This is a genomic window from Rummeliibacillus sp. POC4 (genome assembly GCF_003576525.1).
GTDB lineage: Bacteria > Bacillota > Bacilli > Bacillales_A > Planococcaceae > Rummeliibacillus.
The window spans coordinates 141,747-164,748 of record NZ_QWUA01000004.1 but is presented as its reverse complement, the minus strand read 5'-3'; the positions used below and the strand labels follow the sequence as shown (position 1 = coordinate 164,748).

Sequence of the window (23,002 nt, the reverse complement as noted above, 5' to 3'; positions counted from 1 at the left end):
CCTCGTGATTTTATTTTGTAATGATGATGCGATAGCTATAATATTTCCGCTATTATTTTTCTTGACGTTCTTTTTCTTCTTTAAGCACTGCTTTACGAGATAAATTAACGCGACCTTGGCGATCGATTTCGATGACTTTTACTAATAATTCATCGTCAATTTTCAATACATCTTCCACAGCTTTTGTACGTTCTTCTTGAATTTCAGAAATGTGAAGTAAACCGTCTTTTCCTGGGAAAATTTCAAGGAATGCGCCGAATTTTTCAATACGTTTTACTTTACCCATATAGTATTCGCCAACTTTTGCTTCGCGAACAATATTTTCAATGATGCCTTTTGCACGTGTAATCATTTCTTCATCTGAAGATGAGATGAATATAGTACCATCTTGTTCAGTATCAATCTTCACGCCAGTTTCTTCGATAATTTTATTGATTTGTTTACCACCAGGTCCGATAACATCGCGGATTTTATCTGGATTAATATGAATACTTTTGATTTTTGGTGCATATTTTGAAAGATGTTCTCTTGGGCCAGAAAGTGTTGCAAGCATTGAATCGAGAATAATCATACGACCACGTTTTGCTTGAACTAAAGCTTCATGGAGGATTTCACGAGAAAGTCCATCAATTTTAATATCCATTTGAAGTGCAGTTACACCTTTAGCAGTACCTGCTACTTTAAAGTCCATATCACCAAGGTGATCTTCCATACCTTGGATATCAGTTAAGATTGAATAATAATCGCCTTTTTTGACAAGTCCCATTGCAATACCAGCTACAGGCGCTTTAATTGGAACACCTGCATCCATAAGTGCAAGACATGAGCCACAAATACTTGCTTGTGAAGTAGATCCATTAGATTCCAACACTTCAGATACACAACGAATAGTGTAAGGGAAGTCTTTTTCATCTGGAATAATTGCTGATAATGCACGTTCACCTAGAGCACCATGACCAATTTCACGACGACCTGGTGCACGAATTGGACCAGTTTCACCTACAGAGAATTGTGGGAAGTTATAATGGTGCATGAATCGTTTAGACTCTTCAACTCCAAGACCATCAATAATTTGTACGTCGCTTAATGCGCCTAAAGTACAAATAGATAACGCTTGAGTTTGTCCACGAGTGAATAAGCCTGAACCATGAGCACGTGGTAGTAAGCCTACTTCAGAAGATAATGGACGAATTTCATCCAATTTACGGCCATCAGGGCGGATTTTTTCTTCTGTGATTAAACGACGAACTTCTTCTTTTACCATTTTATCTAAAATTTGATTTACTTGTTTTAAAGTATCTTCGTCTGCTTCTTGTTCTTCAAATTTCGCTACAACTTCTGCTTTAACAGCTTCAATTGCTTCATCACGAGCATGTTTTTCGTGAGTTTGGATAGCTGCATTCATTTTTTCTTCATATTCAGAAGTAATAGATGCAGTTAGTTCTGGATCTAATTCATGAAGAACTACTTCGATTTTTTCTTTACCAGCTTCAGCAGTTACTTTTTCTTGGAATGCGATCAATTTTTTGATTTCTTCATGACCGAACATGATTGCTTCAAGCATAGTTTCTTCTGGTACTTCTAACGCACCGGCTTCAACCATATTAATCGCATCTTTTGTACCTGCAACTGTCAAATTGATGACAGAGTCTTTCCATTGTTCAACTGTAGGGTTCACAATGAATTCGTCATTAATCATACCTACTTGAACGCCAGCAATTGGTCCATCAAATGGAATATCAGATACCATAAGCGCTAATGATGATCCAAGCATTGCTGCCATTTCAGTACTACAATCAGCATCTGCTGACATTACCATAGAGATTACTTGTACTTCGTTACGGAATCCGTCCGGGAAAAGAGGACGAATTGGACGGTCAATTAATCGAGATGTTAATATTGCTTTCTCAGAAGGACGTCCTTCACGTTTGATAAAGCCTCCTGGAATTTTACCAGCAGCATATAATTTTTCTTCATAGTTAACTGTTAATGGGAAGAAATCTGCTTGTTTAGGTTGTTTAGACATCGTTGCATTACATAATACAGCCGATTCTCCATAACGAACCATAACCGCCCCATTAGCTTGTTTTGCGAGCTGACCAACTTCAATTTGTAAAGGTCGTCCTGCCCATTCATAGGTAAAAACCTTTTTTTCGTCCATGTATTGAACTCCTCTCTTAAAAAGAAAACCTAATGACATATATATTTATGTTATGTAGTTACTTGTAGTTTATCAAAAATTATTATGCATTGCGAAACATTTCTCTAAATTCAACTTCTATTAGGATCTAGGAGGTTGTATTTATAGATGGAATTATAGAAGCATAAAGAAAAAGCGGGACAAGCCCGCTTTCACAAAAGTGCATTTTATCGACGTAAGCCGAGTTTTGTAATGATTTCACGGTAACGTGGTACGTCATTTTCACGTAAATATTTTAATAAGTTACGACGACGTCCAACCATTTTGAATAAACCGCGACGAGAGTGGTGGTCTTTTTTGTGAACACGTAAATGTTCGTTTAAGTTGTTAATCTCTTCCGTAAGGACAGCGATTTGAACTTCTGGTGAACCAGTATCACTTTCGTGTGTACGGAATTCAGCAATGATTTCGTTTTTACGTTCTTTTGTTAGTGCCATCCTATTCACCTCCTAAAAATTGAAATATCCCCAATTACTGAGCAACACGTTGGTGATTCGATGTGCCAAGTAAAGGTTTAGTGATATGCGCAAACAAATCACTTTAAAAATATTAACATAAAGATGATGCTCATGCAACTATATTTAATTGGTTAAGTGAATTAGCAATGACTTAAATATTCCATTGCACTTTCTTTATCTAATTCAATTTGTGCCTTTAATGAATCTATCCCATCAAATTTTTTCTCGCCACGAAGATATTTATACCAATCCACTTTAACTTCTTCACCGTAGATATTCTTATCAAAATTATTAATAAATACTTCAATAGTTAAATTCTTTTCATCAGGATTTTTAAATGTTGGTTTATACCCTACATTACATACGCCATCATGCCATTCATTTTGCACTTGTAATCTTACAGCGTATACGCCAATAGCAGGGATGAATGTTCCTTCAGCTTCTTGTACATTCGCAGTTGGAAAGCCAATTTGACGGCCACGTTTATCTCCGTGTACTACGATACCAGGAATTTGATAAGGTCTTCCAAGAAGTTCACGTACTAACTCCATATCTCCTTCTTTTAAGGCATGTCGGATACGTGTTGAACTAATCTTATCAGAATCCTGTTGCTGTTTTTCAACTATAGATACTTCGTAATCTCCATTACTCATTTCATGTAAATCCTTCATCGTACCACGTCCCATTGCACCAAATGTAAAGTCGAATCCTGCTGTAACATGTTTAATCGTTAAATTGCGAATAAATATATCAACAAATTGTTGTGGACTTAACTTAGCAAAGTCAGAAGTAAATCGAACAACAAATACAGTATCTACTTCAAGTTCTTCTAGTATCTCTAATTTTTGTTTTAAAGGCGTAATATAAAATACCTGTTCCTTACGTTGTCCTAACACAATCGATGGATGTGGATCAAACGTCATAACGGCTAATTTTAAATTTTTTTGCTCTGCTTGTTTCTTTGCTTGTTTAATAACAGCTTGGTGCCCACGATGAACCCCATCGAAGAATCCAATTGCTAAAGAATATGGGCCCTCGATTTTATCTGAACTGATTTGATAAGGGTACATCAGTTGAATAACTTTCATGCGACTGCCTCCTAATCAACTTTAGGGAACATTTTTTCTGGTTTCATAAGTCCCTTTTTCTCCGGATGCTTTACATAGACAGCAACCGCTTTGTCATTTTCCATATAAACTATTTTATCATGTTCTTCAAGAGAAGGATGCATTGGTAATACTTGACCATTTATAATTTTCTTATGATTTTCCGCTGTAATTTCAAACTGAGGGTAATCTATTAATGCATATTCTAATGGCTTAATACATTCGTTTAACTGACCATTTTCCATTAATTCCTGCAATTGAGCTAATGTGACACAATCCTCTTTTGTAAATGTACCAGATTTTGTGCGTACTAAAGAGGCCATATGCGCAGGATAGCCTAGAGCCTCACCTATTTGAACAGCTAATGTTCGAATATAGGTTCCTTTACTACAAGCAATGCGAACAGGGAAAGTAATTGTCTTTCCAAAATAATCTTGACGATCATCTAGTAATTGTAAAGAATAGATTGTTATTTGACGTGTAGGACGTTCAACTGTCTCTCCTTGTCGAGCATATTCATATAATTTGCGTCCATTTACTTTAACTGCCGAAAACATAGGCGGCGTCTGAGAAATTACCCCTGTTAATGAGTTTAGCGCATTTAATAGTTGCTCACGAGTAATATGCTTCTCTGTTGAATCTTCCTCTACAACTTCACCTTCCGCATCTTCTGTTGTGGTAGTTGTCCCAATCTCGATGATTGCTTCATACTCTTTTCCAGCATCAGTTAGATATTCAGCTAGTCTTGTAGCATTACCTATACAAATAGGCAATATGCCTTCAACACCAGGATCTAATGTTCCTGTATGGCCTACTTTTTTGGTATGTAAGATTTTACGTATTTTAAATACGCAATCATGAGAAGTCATACCTCGTTCTTTCCATAATGGAAGAATACCGTGCTGCATGAATGTTCACACCTTTACTTATAAAATACTTTAAAGTTAAACACTCTAATTTAAGAGATGTTGTCTTCGATAATTATATTAGAAAAAGCCTGCAAAAAATGAATCTGCAGGCTTTTTCGATTATTGCTCTTGTGAATCGTTAAGTTGACGTAACAATGTGTCAATTCGATTACCGTACTCAACAGATGAGTCAAACTCAAATGAAATTTCGGGTGTAATTCGTAAACGAATACGATGGCTAATTTCAGAACGAATAAAGCCTTTTGCTTTTTCAAGACCTTTCATAGTATCTTGACGTTCTCTTTCAGTACCTAAGCAAGTAATATATACAGTTGCTTGTTGTAAGTCACCAGTCACATCTACGTCTGTTACAGTAACAAATCCTACTCTTGGATCTTTTAACTTTCGGCTAATGATATCCGCAAGTTCTTTTTTCATTTGTTCTGCAACACGGTTAGAGCGCATTGACATAATCGTTTCACCTCAATTTCTATAAAAACTCTTGATGTATATTGAGACATTGCCATTCGGGATAAGATTCTAAAAAGGCAATTGCGCGTTTCAGTTCTTTTTCAGCCGCTTGTTGGGTAGAAGCAACAGAAACAAGTGCTAAGAGCGTTCTTTGCCAAACATCTTGATGATCAATTTCCGCTATAGAGACATTGTATTTTTGTTTTGTACGAGTAATCATACGTTGTAATACAGCTCTTTTCTCTTTTAGCGAATGCGCAGAAGGGACGATAAATTCACACTCTGCATAAACGATCATTAGCGTTTAATCTCTTCCATAATAAATGCTTCAATTTCGTCTCCAACTTTAATATCGTTGTAGTCTTTAACGGTAAAGCCACATTCGTATCCTTTTGCCACTTCTTTGGCATCGTCCTTGAAACGTTTTAAGGAATCTAATTCCCCTTCAAAGACAACAATACCATCACGGATGACACGAACGCCACTATCACGTGTTAACTTACCTTCAGTGACATAACCACCAGCAATTGTACCCACTTTTGAAACTTTAAATGTTTCACGAATTTCTGCAGAACCAATTACTTTTTCTTCGAATTCAGGATCAAGTAGACCTTTCATCGCAGATTCAATTTCTTCGATTACTTTATAAATGATTTTGTGAAGGCGAATATCTACACCTTCTGCTTCAGCAACGCGTTTTGCATTAATATCAGGTCGTACATTGAATCCAATTACAATTGCATTTGAAGCTGCTGCAAGTGCGATATCTGATTCAGTAATTGCACCAGCACCCGTGTGAATGATTTTTACATTTACGCCTTCTACATCAATTTTCATCAATGAAGCTGCCATTGCTTCAACAGTACCTTGTACATCAGCTTTTACGATTAGATTTAACTCTTTCATATCGCCTTGTTTCATTTGTTCAAACAAGTTATCTAATGTTACACGTTGTTTTTCTGAACGTTGAGCTTGAATTGCAGTAGATTCACGAGCTTCACCAACTTGACGAGCTGTTTTTTCATCTTCAAAAACAACGAATCGATCGCCTGCTTGAGGCACTTCATTTAAACCAGTAATTTCAACTGGTGTTGATGGACCAGCAGATTTTACACGTCGACCCAAGTCATTGACCATCGCGCGGACACGACCGTATGTATGACCTACTACAATAGGATCACCAACGTTTAATGTACCGTTTTGTACTAATAATGTAGCAACGGAACCGCGTCCTTTATCTAATTGTGCCTCAATAACTGAACCTAATGCACGACGTTTAGGATTTGCTTTTAGTTCTCCTACTTCAGAAACTAGCAAAATCATTTCAAGTAATTGATCGATTCCATCACCTGTAAGTGCTGAAATTGGTACAAAGATTGTATCGCCACCCCAATCCTCAGGAATTAGTCCATGTTCAGTTAATTCTTGCATAACACGGTCAGGGTTTGCAGTAGGTTTATCCATTTTGTTTACCGCTACAATAATTGGAACTTCAGCAGCTTTTGCATGGTTAATCGCTTCAATTGTTTGAGGCATAACACCATCATCAGCAGCAACAACTAAAATTGTTAAATCTGTAATTTTGGCTCCACGTGCACGCATTGTTGTAAATGCTGCGTGTCCTGGTGTATCTAGGAAAGTGATTTTCTTACCTTTTACAACAACTTGATAAGCACCGATATGTTGTGTAATACCACCGGCTTCTCCTTCAGTTACTTTTGTATTACGAATAGAATCAAGTAATGTTGTTTTACCATGGTCAACGTGTCCCATAATTGTTACAACTGGTGGACGTTCTTGAAGATTATCTTGGTCTTCATTTTCGTCTTCTTCAAAATAAGTATCTAAATCTGTAATATCTATACGTACTTCTTCTTCTACTTCAACACCGTAATCAGCACAAATTAGTTCGATGGCATCTTGATCCAATTCTTGGTTAATCGTTGCCATTACACCAAGCATAAATAATTTTTTAATAATTTCAGAAGGTTCACGACCTAATTTTTTTGCTAATTCGCCAACTGATAAAGATTCAAAGAAAGTAATTTTTTCTGGTAATTCTTTTTTAACTGCAGGTTGTGGAGCTGGTTGCGGACGGTTTTTACGACGTTGTCCGCCATGAATGCCCGGTTTTCTTCTTTGGTTGAAGTTACGATTGCCACCTTGAGCATTTCCGTTTCGTCCACCGCGATTTTGGTTATTGTTACTATTTTTCGAATGACTTTGATTATTATTATTATTAGAATTATTTTTTGGTTTTGAATGATCTTTTGAGGTCGAATTATTATTCATGGTACTTCCTTGGGTATTTATTTGTTTTGTTTGAGCAGGACTATTTTTTCTTGCTACAGGACGAGTTCCTGGCTGTCCCTTTTGTTCACTTTTTTGTTGAGTGGTATGATTACTCTTTTTCTTTGAAAATATACCATCCAATTTGCCTATTGCGTCTTTTTCTAACATTGACATATGATTCTTTACGTCAATATGGAGCTTTGATAATTGTTCTATAACTTCTTTACTTGACTTATTTACTTGTTTCGCATATTCATGAACTCGTAATTTTGTCATGCATTCACCCCCGGTTAGATTTCGTTGAGTAGCTCAGACAGCTTTTTAGCAAATCCACTGTCCATAATAGCTACGGAAACTCTCGCCTCCCTACCAATAGCGTGTCCGAGAAAATCTCTTGTTGCAAACTCATGTAGCTCAACGTTAAAAGAATTACATTTATCTTGCATTTTTTTTCGTGTATTTTTCGAAGCATCCGTAGATAAAATAACAAGTTTTGCGTTTTGTCCTCGGACTTCTTTAATAACTTGTTCTTCTCCGGTAACGATTTTTCGTGCACGAGCTGCTAAACCCAATAAATTAAAAATTGCTTGTTGTTGATTCATGCCTTTTGTTCCTTACGAACGATTGCCAATAAATCATCAAATACTTCATCAGGAATTTTCACTTCAAGTTGACGTTCAAAGATATTTCTTTCTTTTGCCATTTTAATTGCATTTTCAGATTTTGAAACGTATGCACCACGGCCAGATTTTTTACCTGTTAAATCAACTGTTACTTCTCCCTCTTTCGAACGGACAACACGAATCATTTCTTTTTTGGGAAGCATTTCGCCTGTTGCGATACATTTTCTTAAAGGTACTTTACGATTGATCGGCATCAGAACTCACCTTTCTTCTGGCGTTAAGAGTTAATGAATAGGATATAAAATCCTACTAATTATTTTCACTCTTCTTATTCTTCGTCGTCTTTATATAAGTCCACTATTACATCTTCGTTATTATCATTTTCTTCATCGATATCTTTATAAACATCAGTTTGTGCTTCTTGGCGAGGATAAATTCCTAACTCTGTAGCATCTGTTTCACTTTTAATATCGATTTTCCAACCAGTAAGTTTTGCAGCAAGTCTTGCATTTTGACCGCGTTTACCAATTGCAAGTGATAATTGATAATCTGGTACAACAACTGTTGTTGACTTTTCTTCTTCGTTCACTTGTACATCTAGTACTTGAGAAGGGCTTAACGCATTGGCTACAAATACAACAGGGTCTTCTGACCATTCCACGATATCAATTTTTTCATCGTGTAATTCATTGACAATTGCTTGAACACGTGCACCTTTTGCACCTACACATGATCCAACTGGATCTACTTCTTCATTATGAGCTAATACAGAAATTTTAGAGCGATCTCCAGCTTCACGAGCGATAGATTTGATTTCTACAACACCTTCGAAGATTTCTGGTACTTCAAGTTCAAATAGACGACGTAGTAAGCCTGGATGAGTTCTTGAAACAAATACTTGTGGTCCACGTGAAGTTCGTTCAACTTTCGTAATATAAACTTTGATACGATCATGTGGTTTATATACTTCACCAGGAATTTGTTCGTTTTGAGGAAGAACCGCTTCAATTTTACCAATTCCTACATAAATGTTACGAGGATCTAAGCGTTCTACAACACCATTAATAATGTCATCTGCACGGTCTACATATTCTTCGTACACAATACCACGTTCAGCTTCACGGAAGCGTTGTGTAACAATTTGTTTTGCAGTTGTAGCAGCAATACGACCAAAGTTACGAGGTGTTTCTTCTTCTTCCACGATATCGCCTATTTCATAATTAGGGTTGATTTTTTTCGCTTCTTCTAAAGAAATTTGTAGACGTTCATCATCCACTTCATCAACAACATCTTTACGAGAGTATAAATGCATTGTACCTCGTTCTAAATTTAAGTCTACGCGGACATTTGCTGCTTGGTTATAATTCTTTTTATATGCATTAATAAGTGCTGCCTCAATTGCTTCGACGATAACCTCTTTTGAGATACCTTTCGCTTCAAGTGCATTAAGAGCACCGACTAATTCCTTACTCATTGACTATTTCACTCCTAAAGTTAACGTTCTGCTGAAAAATCGATTGCTAAGCGAGCTTTTGCAATTTTATCTTTCGGTATTAGAACTGTAATTTTTCTTGTTTTAATCTGTACAGCTAGCTCAGCGCCTTGGTCTGTATACGATTTTAAATACCCTTCAAATTCTTTCATGCCATTAATGGCTTCATATGATTTAATATGCACAAATTGACCGATTGACTTTTCAAAATCTGCATCTTTTTTAAGTGGACGTTCTGCTCCTGGAGAGGAGACTTCAAGAAAATAATTTTGTTCAATTGGATCAACTTCATCCAATTTAACACTTAATAATTCACTTACTTGTGCGCATTGTTCAATGTCAATGCTTCCTTCAGGAGTATCCACATAAACGCGTAGAAACCAATCACGACCTTCTTTGACAAATTCTACTTCAACTAACTCAAGATTCAAGCTTTCTACAATTGGTGTTACGAGTTGTTCTACTTCAGTTGTAACTTTGCTCATACAATCCTCCTGCCTTACTAAGTTGTCATAACAACAGAAAAGAGCGGGAAATCCCACTCTTTTGCTGTCGTACTATCAACAAATAATTGACTAAATAATAACACAATCGAGTAGCAAATGCAACTAACCCTAGAAAAGGGATAGCTGGTTAGCATCTGGCATTCCTTCTAAACAACCTAATTTATCCATATACTCTATCAATGATTTTGAAACGCGGCCTCGAATTTGTAAATCTTCTTTAGAAAGGAATTCTCCTTCTTCTCTAGCTTTTACAATCGAATATGCTACGTTATTTCCTAAACCTGGTATTGAGTTAAATGGTGGTATTAAGCTCTGACCATCAATTACAAATTCAGTTGCTTTAGAACGATACAAATCTACCTTTTGGAATGACATTCCACGTTCGCACATTTCAAGCGCTAACTCTAAAACAGTCAACAAACTTTTTTCTTTTGTTGATGCTTCTAAACCTTTCGCTTCAATTTCTTCAATATGCGCACGAATCATTTGTGGACCATTGACCATAGCTATTAAATCAAAATCATCAGCACGTACAGTAAAATAAGCACAATAATATACAATCGGGAAATGTACTTTAAAGTATGCGATACGAACAGCCATTAATACATAGGCAGCAGCATGGGCTTTCGGGAACATATATTTTATCTTTTTACATGACTCAATATACCATTCTGGAACGCTTTCTTTTCTCATGGCTGCTTCCATTTCTTCTGTTAGCCCTTTCCCTTTACGAACATGTTCCATAATTTTAAACGCTAAAGATGGTTCAAGTCCTTGATAGATTAAATAAACCATAATATCATCACGACAACCGATAACTTCAGATAAAACACAAGTTCCATTTTCGATTAACTCACTTGCATTTCCTAACCAAACATCCGTACCATGTGATAAGCCTGAAATTTGAACTAATTCTGAGAAAGTGGATGGTTTAGTTTCTTCTAACATTTGACGTACAAATCTTGTACCAAACTCAGGTATTCCAAGAGTACCTGTTTTACAATTAATTTGTTCAGCTGTAACTCCTAGAGATTCAGGACCAGTGAAAATTTTCATCACTTCTGGATCGTCTGTTGGAATTGTTTTAGGATCAATACCTGTTAAATCTAGAAGCATACGAATTACTGTCGGGTCATCATGTCCAAGAATATCAAGTTTTAAAACATTATCATGAATAGAGTGGAAATCGAAGTGTGTTGTTCGCCACTCGGCATCTTGTGCATCTGCTGGGTATTGGAATGGTGAAAAATCGTAAATATCCATATAATCTGGTACAACGATAATACCACCTGGATGCTGACCAGTAGTTCGTTTTACGCCTGTACAACCTTGTACAAGTCGATCCACCTCTGCACCACGAAGATTCATATTATGATCTGCAGCATATCCTTTTACATAGCCATAGGCGGTTTTCTCTGCAACTGTACCTATAGTTCCGGCACGATATGCATAATCCTCTCCGAACAAAACTTTCGTGTAGTTATGTGCACGAGGTTGATAACTACCACTAAAGTTTAAGTCGATATCAGGAACTTTATCCCCTTTGAACCCTAGGAATGTTTCGAACGGAATATCATGTCCATCTTTTTTGTAATGTGCACCACATTCAGGACAATCTTTGTTAGGTAAGTCAAATCCTGAACCTACAGAACCATCATTAAAGAATTCAACATGTTGGCAATTTGGACAAATATAATGTGGCGGTAATGCGTTTACTTCTGTGATTTCCATCATTGTGGCAACAAGCGACGAACCTACAGAACCACGCGAACCTACCAAATAACCATCACTTAACGATTTTTTTACAAGCTTATGTGCGATTAAATAAATAACTGAGAAACCATGTCCAATAATTGATCCTAGTTCTTTTTCAAGACGCGCTTCTACAATTTCTGGAAGATTAGGTCCGTAAATTTGATGAGCCATATTATAACTCATTTCACGAACAGTTTCTTCTGCCCCTTGAATACGAGGTGTATATAATTTGTCTTTTACTGGTACCACGTCACCAATCATGTTGGCTATTTTTTGTGTATTAGTAACAACGATTTCTTTCGCTATATCATCACCTAAAAACGCAAAATCTTGGAGCATTTCGTCTGTTGTTCTTAAGTGAACTTTTGGTAGTTCGTAGCGATTTAATGGATTAGCCCCACCTTGTGAACGTAGTAGGATCTTGCGGAATATCGCATCATTTTCACTTAAATAGTGTACATTTCCTGTTGCAACAACTGGTTTGTCCAATTTCTTTCCGATTTTCACGATTTTTCGAATGATATCTTCTAAATTCCATTCATCTCTGATCAACTCAGCCTCAATTAATGGTGCATAAACGTCTTTTGGATGTACTTCTAAATAATCATAGAATTTAGCAACTTCCATTGCTTCATCCATCGACTTTTGCATAACTGCCGTGAAAAACTCACCTTTATCACAAGCTGTTCCCACTAATAATCCTTGTCGATATTTTTGTAAAGAGGAACGTTTAATCCGAGGTACTCTGTAAAAAGTTGATACATGTGATTCACTTACTAACTTAAACAAGTTCTTTAAACCATCATTATCAATAGCTAAAATAGTACAGTGTGTTGGACGAGCTCTTTTATAAGCATCTCCTCCACCTATATGCTTATTAAAATCATCATGATATTTTATATCGTGTTCATCGGCTTCTTTTAATAAATGCAATAATAGATAACCTGTCGCTTCAGTATCATAAATGGCACGGTGATGTTGAGTTAAATCAATATTGAACTTTTTACATAAAGTATTTAAACGGTGATTTTTCATCTCCGGATGTAAAAAACGGGCAAGTTCAAGTGTATCAATAACAGGATGATGAAAACTATCTATTCCTGCTTTTTTATATGCCTCATATAAGAAACCAATATCAAACGTTGCGTTATGCGCTACAACAATACTATCGCCAATAAAATCATGGAATTTCGCAATCATATCGACTACTTCTGGAGCATCTTTGACCATATCATCCGTTATGCTCGTTAATTCTATTGTAGTTGCAGAGAGTGGATGATGCGGATTAGCAAAACTTTCAAATGTATCAATAACTTCTCCGTTCTTAATCTTTACTGCTGCAAGTTCAATAATCGTATCATATGCTGCTGATAATCCTGTTGTTTCCACGTCGAATACGACAAATGTATCTTCTTCTAGTAATCGATGTTGATCATCATAAGCAATTGGCACTCCATCGTTAACCAAGTTTGCTTCTACACCATAAATAATTTTTATCCCATGTTTTTTGCCTGCATTATATGCATCTGGGAAGGATTGGACGGCAGCATGATCGGTAATGGCTATTGCTGGGTGTCCCCATTTAGCCGCTTGACCTACAAGAGAATCGACAGATGATACAGCATCCATTTGACTCATTGGTGAATGTAGATGTAGCTCCACACGTTTTTCATCATCAGGAGCTTTGTCCAGTTTGACTGTTGGTTTAATCTCCATTATATCTTGTGCCATTACGATAAGATCGCGTACAAAAGTATCATTTTGAACAGAACCACGTACTTTTACCCACATACCCTTTTTAGCCATTTGCATAAGTGCTGCATCTTCTTTATCTCGAGAAAACATTTTGACTAAAATAGAGTCCGTGTAGTCAGTTAATTTGAGCGTTAATAATGAACGTCCACTTCTTAACTCTTTCACTTCAGCATCAAATACAAACCCTTCAATGACAACACGACGTTCTTCATCTTGGATTTGATGAATTTCCATCAAGGCTTCATCTGGTTTGATAGGAATCCCCAATTGGAATGGGCGATTTGCTATTTCATCTAAATCTGTATGCTCTTGTTTTTCCTGTTCTCGTTTTTGCATATCCATTACTGCTTGCTGTGCAAATTCAGCTTCTTCTTTTCGGCGTTGTTCGAGGAATGCTTGTTGTTGGGCAGCTAAGTCTTCTGTTATTTCTTTTAATTGAAAGTCAACAGCCATATACGGAAAACCAAATTGTTTATAAGCATTTGAAATAACTTCAGCATATTTCGTCTTCAATGTCCTCATTTGAAAATCTTGTTGACAATTCAGCATTAGTTTTTGACCGTTCCATTGTGGGAATTGTTTTGCTAACTCTTCTCTTAATGGTGGGGACATTTCTTCAATATCCTCAACAATCTTGAGCCAATAATCAGAGATTAGCTGTTCAGATATGTCTTGTTGAATAGTTTCTATATCAACAAATACACTTGCAATTCGTGAAAATGCCGCATCTAACCTCATTTGAAAATCTTGAAATACTCTAAAAGGTAATATATTTTGTAATTTCAATGAAAAGCGCCAAACACGATCCTTTTTGTGTACAGTCATGCGTGTCATTTCAGCATCTGTAAAAAAGGGCATATATACATCTTCAGTCATGTTGATTTGTTGTAATAAAAGCTGAAATTTTAGTTTTGAATCTTGTTCGTTTGCCATCTTTCCACCTACTTTCTTAAATTTTCTATTTTAACAAGCTTCTTCTTTTACTTTTTTAAATAAAGAAAAGAAAGCACAAATGTACTTTCTCCTCTAAAAGAACTTGTTTTAATCGCAAATATTATTCAGCGTGAAAAAAGTTATTTAAACGATCAACTAGTTCTTCTTTCGCCCATTCAAAAGTTTCTCCTGTTTGTCGGAATTTCACTTCAACAATTCCTTCAGAAGCTTTTTTACCAACTGTTACTCGAACTGGTAAACCGATTAAATCGGCATCTGCAAATTTAACGCCTGCACGTTCTTTACGATCATCATATAAAACTTCATAGCGATATGATTGTAGTAGTTTGTATAAATCTTCTGTTAAGCCTTTTTGAGCTTCGTCTTTTTCATTGACAGAGATTAAATGAATATCATATGGTGCTATTTGTTTTGGCCAAGCAAATCCGTAGCTATCTTGGAATTGCTCTGCAACTGCTGCCATTACACGAGAAACACCAATTCCATAACATCCCATGATAAATGGTTTTGCACGACCATTTTCATCTAAGTAAGTTGCTTTCATAGATTCACTATATTTAGTGCCTAATTTGAAGACATGTCCAACTTCAATACCTTCTGCAAATTTAATCGTTCCTTTGCCGTCTGGAGTTGGATCACCAACTTGTACAAATCTTAAATCTTCATATCGGTCAATAGCAAAGTCTCTTCCAGGGTTAACATTTACATAATGATAACCATCTTCGTTTGCACCGCATACACCATTGCGAATTGATTTAATAGCATTGTCAGCTATTACTTTCACATTAACTGGTAGTTTCACTGGACCAAGTGAGCCTACATGGCTATTTAGTAATTTGAAAATAGCATCATCTTCAGCTAATTCAACAGATTCTGCATTTAGTGCATGTTTTAGTTTAATATCATTGATTTCATGATCACCACGTGCAAGCACAACAACTAATTCATCATCAACATTAAATACTAATGTTTTAATGCATTGTTCAGCTTTCACATTTAGGAAATCAGTAATTTCGTCAATTGATTTTTGATCTGGTGTAGCTACCTTTTCAAGTGCTTTCATTTCTTCACCTGAATGAGTATAATCTACGTTTACTTCAGCCATTTCGATATTAGCTGCATAGTCTGTTTCATCAGAATACGCAATTGTATCTTCACCAATTTCTGATAACACCATAAATTCATGTGTATCAGTACCACCAATTGAACCAGAATCTGCAATAACTGCACGGAATTTTAAGCCAAGACGAGTAAAGATGTTATTATATGCTTTTACCATAGCTTGGTATGTTTCATCTAAGCTTTCTACACTCGCATGGAAAGAATAAGCATCTTTCATCACAAATTCACGACCACGTAATAAGCCAAAACGAGGACGTTTTTCATCTCGGAATTTAGTTTGAATTTGATATAAAGTTAATGGTAATTTTTTATAAGATTTAATCTCATCACGTACTAATGATGTAATAACTTCTTCGTGTGTTGGACCAAGCGCAAATTGACGGTCATGGCGATCAGATAATCGCATTAACTCTGGACCATAGGCTTCCCAACGTCCGGATTCTTGCCATAATTCTGCTTGTTGCAATGATGGCATTAGTAATTCAACAGCTCCAGCTGCATCCATTTCTTCACGAACAATTTGTTCTATTTTTTGTAACACTTTTATACCTAGAGGTAAGTATGAATATACACCACTTGTATTTTGACGGATAAAACCTGCACGTAATAAGAGCTGATGAGACTTAACGTCTGCATCAGCAGGTACTTCGCGCAAAGTAGGGATAAATGTTTTGCTTTGTTTCATTATAAAAACCTCACTTTGAGCTATATTAAATTTTTTAGATTAAAAGAAGAAACGTTGGATATCATTCCATGTTACTGCAATCATGAGAAGCATTAAAAGGACAATTCCAACAAAATGAACCATTCCTTCTTTTTGGCGATCAACTGGTTTACCACGAACAGCCTCGAATCCAAAGAATAATAATCGACCACCATCCAATGCTGGTAATGGTAATAGATTCATTATTCCTAAGTTAATACTTAATACTGCCGCCCAATTCATAATATTGATCACACCGTATTTTGCAACTTCTTCAGTTGCCTTATAAATACCAACAGGACCAGATAATGCATCAATTGTAAATCCGCCAGTGATTAAAGCACCAAGAATTGTAAAGATTTTAATAATCCAATTATATGTTTCGGTAAAACCAAATGAGATAGCCTTCAATGGACTTTTTTCAACGGGACTTTGATATTGAACACCAATTTGTCCTATAGTTTGTCCATCAATTTTCTTCTTTGTTGGCGTTACTTTTACAGTATCACTATCACCATCTCGGTTAATGTTCAGTGTTAACTCTTTTTCAGGATTTTTTTGAATAGCATCTGATAGTTCCTGCCATGTTTCAATCGATTTACCATTGATTGCAGTTACTAAATCGCCTTTTGCTAATCCAGCAGTTGATGCAGGACTATCTTTTACAACTCCCGCAATAACCGGTTCATATGTTGGTACTCCAGTCATGAAAGCTATGACGATAAACACAATGATTGAAAGGATAAAGTTAAATAATGGACCTGCAAAAATAGTCATTGCGCGTTTTCCAACAGATTTCGAATTAAACTGTCTGTCATATGGCGCAATTATTAATTCACTACCATTCTCTTCAATAACTGCATTGCGAGCTATGCTGTAACGGACAAGTTTTTCATCCTCGTCATATCCTTCAATCCATAAATCTTTCTGAAGGTCTGCCTTTTCTACTTCTAAAAAAAGCATATCAGGTAATTGCTTATTTTGATTTAAAACAATTTTTGTAACTTCGTTTTGATTGTTTAACAACATTCCGATTCGATACCCGGGTTGAAGCTCAACCACATCAGCATCGTCTCCTGCCATGCGAACATAGCCTCCCAATGGCAATAAACGTATCGTATATAGTGTTTCGCCTTTGTTAATCCCTAATATTTTAGGACCCATACCAATAGCAAATTCTCTCACTAATATACCTGAACGTTTTGCAAAGATGAAGTGACCTAGTTCATGGAAAAATACGATGGAACCGAATACTACGATAAATGCAATGATAGATTGCATGTAACCCCACCTTCTCAAGCATTATAAAATGACACTACTGCTATTTTAGCATGCTTTGGACTGTTTTTCTCGTTTCTTTATCAACATGCAAAATAGTTTCTAAATCTGGGTGCTGAATATTGACGTGATCGTTCATCATTTTTTCGATAATGTCCTCAATTTCAAGGAATTTAATTTTTTCTTGCAAAAAAGCACCGACTGCAGCTTCATTTGCTGCATTCATCACCGTTAAAATTGTACCACCCATTCTTCCTGCATGATAAGCAAAATCTAAACAACGGAAACGTTTTAAATCTACATGTTCAAAATGTAATTGGCCTATTTTTGCTAAATCTAATCTTTCCGCAGTAGATCGTGGTAATCTTTCAGGATAGCTAAGTGCATATTGAATAGGTGTACGCATATCCGGCGTTCCTAGTTGAGCCATTATACTTGTATCATGATATTCAACCATAGAGTGAATAATGCTTTCTCTATGGATTAAAACATCTATTTTATCATAAGGCATATCATATAATACTGCTGCCTCAATGACTTCTAACCCTTTATTCATCAAAGTTGCAGAGTCAATGGTAATTTTAGCACCCATAGACCAGTTTGGATGATTTAATGCTTCTTTAATGGTGACATTTTTTAAATCTTCACGTGTTTTGTCGCGGAAACTACCACCTGAAGCAGTTAAGATTAAACGAGATATGGATTTACGATTTTCACCTTGCATTGATTGCCAAAGAGCTGAATGTTCACTATCAACTGGTAAAATCGGTGCTCCGTATTTTTTTGCTTCACTCATGACTAAATGTCCAGCAGTCACAAGAGTTTCTTTATTTGCAATGGCAATAGCTTTCTTTTTACGAATCGCTGCTAATGTTGCTTCAAGACCAATACTTCCTAGAACTGCATTTAACAAAACATTTGACTCGCTAAAAGTAGCTACATCCACTAATCCCTTAGAACCAAAAGTAAAATCGATTTGTGGGAACTCTTTAGATAGATTATGTGCATCTTCTTCTAATTGCACAGATACTAACTTAGGTTTCAATTCTCGAATAATTTCCTTTGTTCTTTCGATATTTTTACCAGCTGCAAATGCTACGATTGCAAACTCATCTGAGTGGTCTCTAACAATATCTAATGTTTGTAAGCCAATAGAGCCTGTTGCTCCAAGTAAGCTAATTAATTTCATTTAAAAGATCTCCCTTATCCAATAAAGTGCAAAAAGTAAAGTAATGGTAATACAAATAATAGACTATCAAAACGATCTAATATCCCACCATGACCTGGAAGTATTTTTCCAGAATCTTTTACACCATAATGACGTTTAATAGCTGATTCTACTAAATCGCCTAATTGTCCAAATATTGAAGCCACAATTGATACTACAATTAAAGCAATCCATGATATATCCAAATTAGCAATCCATTGGAATATAATTGCTGAGATTAATGCAACTACAATTCCTCCAACAAATCCTTCAATCGTCTTTTTAGGTGAAATTTCGGGCCACAATTTATTTCTCCCTAGTTTTCGACCAATGAAATATGCTCCTGAATCGGTTGTCCATACTATCACTAAAGCGTATACAACATACGCTAAGCCTTCCTCTCTTGTAGCGATAAAGAAGTGAAAACCAATCCCTACATATAGAGCACTTGCTAATAAGAAACCTACATCATCAAATGTAAATTTATTTTTCACTAAAACAGTATATATAAGCAATAATATTGCACATATAAATAGATACTCAATTCTAGAATATTTCGTAATATCCTGAATCTGTTCTGACCAACTATTCGGCATTAATATTATAAATAATGATAATAATGAAATGATTCCTGGCACCGAAAATAACGAAATCCCTCTCATTTTCAACACTTCAAATAACCCTACTGCTGCCATTGCATATATCAAAATGGTAAATGGTAATTGTCCATAGATAACGAATGGAATAAACAGTGCAGCGGCAATAACTGCCGTAATGATACGCTGTTTCACTCTTTCTTATTCTCCTTTCAATCCCCCAAATCGGCGATTGCGCTTTTGATAATCGATTACTGCCTCATATAATTGTTCAGCTTTAAACTCTGGCCAGTGTACATTCGTAAACCAAAACTCTGTATAAGCAAGCTGCCATAATAAGAAATTACTTAATCGAAATTCGCCACTTGTGCGGATAAGCAAATCTGGGTCTCCAATTTTTGAAGTCATTAGTTTTTCTGAAATTGTTTCTTCTGTTATTGCAGTCGGTTCTAGCAATCCATCTTGAACCATTTCAGCAATCTGTTGCACAGCAAGTACCATCTCTCGGCGACTTCCGTAATTAAAGGCAAAATTCAACACCATTCCTGAATTATCTTTGGTCTTTTCAATTGCATTTTGAACTGCACGGCTTGTACTTTGAGGTAAGCCATCCATTTCACCAATCATTTCGACACGAATATTCAATTCCATCAGCTCTGGTAAAAAGTCTGCCAAAAACTCTTCCGGTAAACGCATCAAAAATTCTACCTCAGTAGATGGTCGCTTCCAATTCTCTGTCGAAAAAGCATAAAGTGTAATGGCCTTTATCCCAATTGCATTTGCAGCAATTGTAATTCGGCGGATATTATGCATACCTTCCCTATGACCGACAAATCGCGGAAGGGCACGTTGCTTTGCCCAACGTCCGTTACCATCCATAATAATTGCAATATGGTTGGGCACTTGTTGTTTACCAATTTTTTCAATTTGTTTTTGCACTGATTGGTCTAGTTTATCTGATTTTCTCCATCCGAGTTTATCTAACATTTAGAATCCTCCACTAACTAACAAATCGGAACATATACTCCCTAATATCATATCAAAAAGAAGAACTTTTTTCCTTATTCTTAATAAAAAAGACGTCCCTGTAGTTATAGGACGTCTTACAAAACACAAGGTTCTAAAAAATAATTACGACTAATCGCAATTAATTTCAGGCTTTAAATAGTATGGTCCAATCAACTCTTTCACCAAGACATTTTACCTTTAGTAGTCGAATAATCGGACAACTTTCTATACAGAAAGTCTTTTCAATGTACTATCTAAAAATTAAACAGACATAATTTCGTTTTCTTTTTCTTTTGCAATTTGATCAAGTTTAACAATATTAGCGTCAGTTAGTTTTTGGATATCATCTGAAAATCCACGTAAATCGTCTTCTGTAATTTCGCCAGCTTTTTCTAATTTTTTATATTCATCATTAGTATCGCGACGTACATTACGTACAACAACTTTTGCTTCTTCTGCTTCTTTTTTCACTTGCTTAACAAGTTCTTTACGACGTTCTTCAGTTAGTGCAGGAATAGTTAAGCGAATAACATTACCATCATTTGTTGGTGTAATACCGATATCTGATTTAAGTAATGCTTTTTCAATATCGCCTAAAATTGTTTTGTCGTATGGTTGGATTACTAAAAGACGAGCTTCTGGAATAGAGATACCAGCCAATTGATTGATTGGTGTTGGTGCGCCATAGTAATCGACACTAACATGATCTAGTAATGATGCATTTGCTCGGCCAGCACGAATAGATGCTAATGCGCGAGTAAATGCTTGAATTGCTTTCGTCATTTTTTCTTCAGCTTTTTTCATAATTTCTTGTGACATTATGAATTCCTCCTAACTACTGTTCCGATAGTTTCGCCTAATACGGCGCGTTTAATATTACCGTTTTCTGTAATTGAGAATACGATTAATGGAATATCATTATCCATACATAATGTGGATGCTGTTGAATCCATAACCTGTAATCCTTGTTGAATTACTTCTAAGTATGTTAGATTATCATATTTTACTGCATCTGCATTAGTTTTAGGATCTGCAGAGTATACGCCATCTACGTTATTTTTAGCCATTAATATGACATCTGCATTGATTTCAGCTGCACGTAAAGCTGCTGTTGTATCTGTAGAGAAGTATGGGTTACCTGTACCAGCTGCGAAGATTACAACACGTTTTTTCTCAAGATGACGTACTGCTTTTCTTCGAATATAAGGTTCAGCAACTTGTGTCATAACGATTGATGATTGAACACGAGTTGGTACACCTAAATTTTCAAGTGAATCTTGAAGAGCTAATGCATTCATCACTGTTGCTAACATGCCCATATAGTCCGCGTTAGCGCGTTCCATACCCATTTCAGCACCAATTTTACCTCTCCAAATGTTACCACCGCCGACAACTAGCGCTACTTCAACTCCTAGGTCAACAACTTCTTTAACTTGTTCTGCTACTGATTTTACAATTTTAGGTGATAAGCCAAAGCCTTCTTCTCCAGCAAGTGCTTCTCCACTCAGCTTAATGACTACTCTTTTGTACTGTGGCATACTCATTGGAACCTCCATCATGCTTTTTTCTTTAAAAAGAGGGAACACGAAAAGTTGTGCTCCCTACATTTTATATATAAATATTCAATAAATCTCTATTATTTACCTTTAACTTGGCTCATAACTTCTTCAGCAAAGTTATCTTCACGTTTTTCAATACCTTCGCCTACTTCATAACGTACGAATGAAGTAAGTTTAGCGCCTGCTGCTTTAACATAGTCGCCAACTTTTTGATCTGGGTTTTTAACAAATGCTTGGTCAAGAACACAAATTTCTTCGAAGTATTTACGTAGACGACCTTCAACCATTTTAGCAACAATGTTTTCTGGTTTGCCTTCGTTTAATGCTTGTTCAGTTAAAACTTTACGTTCGTGAGCAACTTCTTCTTCAGAAACTTGATCGTGAGCGATATATTTAGGGTTTAAAGCTGCGATGTGCATTGCAACATCTTTAGCAACTTCTTCATCAGTAGTACCTTCAACTACAGCTAGTACACCAATACGTCCACCCATGTGAAGGTAAGAACCAAATGCATCAGCATCAGTTTTTGAAGCTACAGTAAAACGACGAAGAGTGATTTTTTCACCAATTGTTGCGATTGCTGAAGAAATATGTTCAGAAACCTTCGCACCATTGTCCATTTTAGATTCTAAAGCTTCTTCTAATGTAGCTGGTTTTGAAGCTAATAGGTGATCTGCTAATTCTTTAACTAAAGTTTGGAAACCTTCGTTTTTAGCAACGAAGTCAGTTTCAGCATTTACTTCTAAAAGTACTGCGTCATTACCTTTCACTTCGATGAATGTTGTACCTTCTGCTGCGATACGGTCAGCTTTTTTACCAGCTGCAGCTAAACCTTTTTCACGTAGGAAATCTACTGCTGCTTCCATATCTCCATCAGTTTTTACTAATGCTTTTTTACAATCCATCATACCAGCACCAGTTTTTTCACGTAATTCTTTAACCATTTTTGCAGTTACTGCCATTGATAGTTCCTCCTTTAAATACTATATGAAATTAATTATTCTCAAAA

The 23,002-nt window shown here is 36.1% G+C and carries 20 protein-coding genes; all 20 read right to left on the bottom strand.

The genetic code is table 11. The features are described 5' to 3' along the window. Window positions 1–52: 52 nt before the first annotated feature. The 20 genes from pnp to tsf all read right to left on the bottom strand — a co-directional run bounded on the left by pnp (window position 53) and on the right by tsf (window position 22,955). Window positions 53–2,161, bottom strand: coding sequence for a polyribonucleotide nucleotidyltransferase (gene pnp, locus D1606_RS01920; protein WP_119414333.1), 2,109 nt, complete (start codon window positions 2,159–2,161; stop codon window positions 53–55). Window positions 2,162–2,367: 206 nt separating this feature from the next. Beyond that, window positions 2,368–2,637, bottom strand: a complete 270-nt coding sequence (rpsO, locus tag D1606_RS01915; protein ID WP_119414332.1) for a 30S ribosomal protein S15 — start codon at window positions 2,635–2,637, stop codon at window positions 2,368–2,370. Between the two features lie 161 nt (window positions 2,638–2,798). Beyond that, on the bottom strand, window positions 2,799–3,746 hold the full coding sequence (locus D1606_RS01910; protein WP_119414331.1) for a bifunctional riboflavin kinase/FAD synthetase: 948 nt from the start codon (window positions 3,744–3,746) through the stop codon (window positions 2,799–2,801). Window positions 3,747–3,757: 11 nt separating this feature from the next. Next, complete coding sequence (gene truB, locus D1606_RS01905) at window positions 3,758–4,672, bottom strand: tRNA pseudouridine(55) synthase TruB (RefSeq protein WP_119414330.1); 915 nt, start codon at window positions 4,670–4,672, stop codon at window positions 3,758–3,760. A 120-nt stretch (window positions 4,673–4,792) separates the two neighbouring features. Further along, window positions 4,793–5,143 carry a 30S ribosome-binding factor RbfA gene (rbfA, locus tag D1606_RS01900; RefSeq protein ID WP_119414329.1) on the bottom strand — a complete coding sequence of 117 codons (351 nt, stop codon included), beginning with the start codon at window positions 5,141–5,143 and terminating at the stop codon, window positions 4,793–4,795. A 19-nt stretch (window positions 5,144–5,162) separates the two neighbouring features. After that, entirely contained in the window at window positions 5,163–5,441 is a 279-nt protein-coding gene (locus tag D1606_RS01895) for a DUF503 domain-containing protein (RefSeq protein ID WP_119414328.1), read from the bottom strand. Beyond that, window positions 5,441–7,711: a translation initiation factor IF-2 gene (infB, locus tag D1606_RS01890; RefSeq protein WP_119414327.1), complete on the bottom strand. Its 2,271-nt coding sequence runs from the start codon at window positions 7,709–7,711 to the stop codon at window positions 5,441–5,443. The genes D1606_RS01895 and infB overlap by 1 nt, the downstream gene beginning before the upstream one ends. A gap of 14 nt (window positions 7,712–7,725) precedes the next feature. Then, window positions 7,726–8,037, bottom strand: coding sequence for a YlxQ family RNA-binding protein (locus D1606_RS01885; RefSeq protein WP_119414326.1), 312 nt, complete (start codon window positions 8,035–8,037; stop codon window positions 7,726–7,728). Further along, a complete protein-coding gene (gene rnpM / locus D1606_RS01880; RefSeq protein WP_119414325.1) occupies window positions 8,034–8,312 on the bottom strand; it encodes an RNase P modulator RnpM in 279 nt (92 codons plus the stop codon). Before rnpM ends, D1606_RS01885 begins: the two co-directional genes overlap by 4 nt. 74 nt (window positions 8,313–8,386) lie before the next feature. Continuing rightward, window positions 8,387–9,532 (bottom strand): transcription termination factor NusA, encoded by a 1,146-nt coding sequence (gene nusA, locus D1606_RS01875; RefSeq protein ID WP_119414324.1) that lies wholly within the window; start codon window positions 9,530–9,532, stop codon window positions 8,387–8,389. Between the two features lie 20 nt (window positions 9,533–9,552). Further along, complete coding sequence (gene rimP, locus D1606_RS01870) at window positions 9,553–10,035, bottom strand: ribosome maturation factor RimP (protein ID WP_119414323.1); 483 nt, start codon at window positions 10,033–10,035, stop codon at window positions 9,553–9,555. Between the two features lie 129 nt (window positions 10,036–10,164). Then, on the bottom strand, window positions 10,165–14,499 hold the full coding sequence (locus D1606_RS01865) for a PolC-type DNA polymerase III (protein WP_119414322.1): 4,335 nt from the start codon (window positions 14,497–14,499) through the stop codon (window positions 10,165–10,167). A 121-nt stretch (window positions 14,500–14,620) separates the two neighbouring features. Next, the gene (locus tag D1606_RS01860) at window positions 14,621–16,327 is read right to left on the bottom strand and encodes a proline--tRNA ligase (protein ID WP_119414321.1); all 1,707 of its coding nucleotides are present in this window, start codon (window positions 16,325–16,327) and stop codon (window positions 14,621–14,623) included. Window positions 16,328–16,366: 39 nt separating this feature from the next. Further along, window positions 16,367–17,626, bottom strand: a complete 1,260-nt coding sequence (gene rseP / locus D1606_RS01855) for an RIP metalloprotease RseP (RefSeq protein WP_119414320.1) — start codon at window positions 17,624–17,626, stop codon at window positions 16,367–16,369. 40 nt (window positions 17,627–17,666) lie between these two features. Then, window positions 17,667–18,812: a 1-deoxy-D-xylulose-5-phosphate reductoisomerase gene (gene dxr, locus D1606_RS01850; protein ID WP_119414319.1), complete on the bottom strand. Its 1,146-nt coding sequence runs from the start codon at window positions 18,810–18,812 to the stop codon at window positions 17,667–17,669. 14 nt (window positions 18,813–18,826) lie between these two features. Beyond that, window positions 18,827–19,621, bottom strand: a complete 795-nt coding sequence (locus D1606_RS01845; RefSeq protein ID WP_119414318.1) for a phosphatidate cytidylyltransferase — start codon at window positions 19,619–19,621, stop codon at window positions 18,827–18,829. 6 nt (window positions 19,622–19,627) lie between these two features. Then, the gene (locus D1606_RS01840) at window positions 19,628–20,413 is read right to left on the bottom strand and encodes an undecaprenyl pyrophosphate synthase (RefSeq protein WP_119414317.1); all 786 of its coding nucleotides are present in this window, start codon (window positions 20,411–20,413) and stop codon (window positions 19,628–19,630) included. 282 nt (window positions 20,414–20,695) lie between these two features. Next, complete coding sequence (gene frr / locus D1606_RS01835; protein WP_119414316.1) at window positions 20,696–21,253, bottom strand: ribosome recycling factor; 558 nt, start codon at window positions 21,251–21,253, stop codon at window positions 20,696–20,698. After that, window positions 21,253–21,978, bottom strand: a complete 726-nt coding sequence (pyrH, locus tag D1606_RS01830; protein ID WP_119414315.1) for a UMP kinase — start codon at window positions 21,976–21,978, stop codon at window positions 21,253–21,255. The genes frr and pyrH overlap by 1 nt, the downstream gene beginning before the upstream one ends. A gap of 92 nt (window positions 21,979–22,070) precedes the next feature. Beyond that, the gene (gene tsf, locus D1606_RS01825; RefSeq protein ID WP_119414314.1) at window positions 22,071–22,955 is read right to left on the bottom strand and encodes a translation elongation factor Ts; all 885 of its coding nucleotides are present in this window, start codon (window positions 22,953–22,955) and stop codon (window positions 22,071–22,073) included. Window positions 22,956–23,002: the final 47 nt, after the last annotated feature.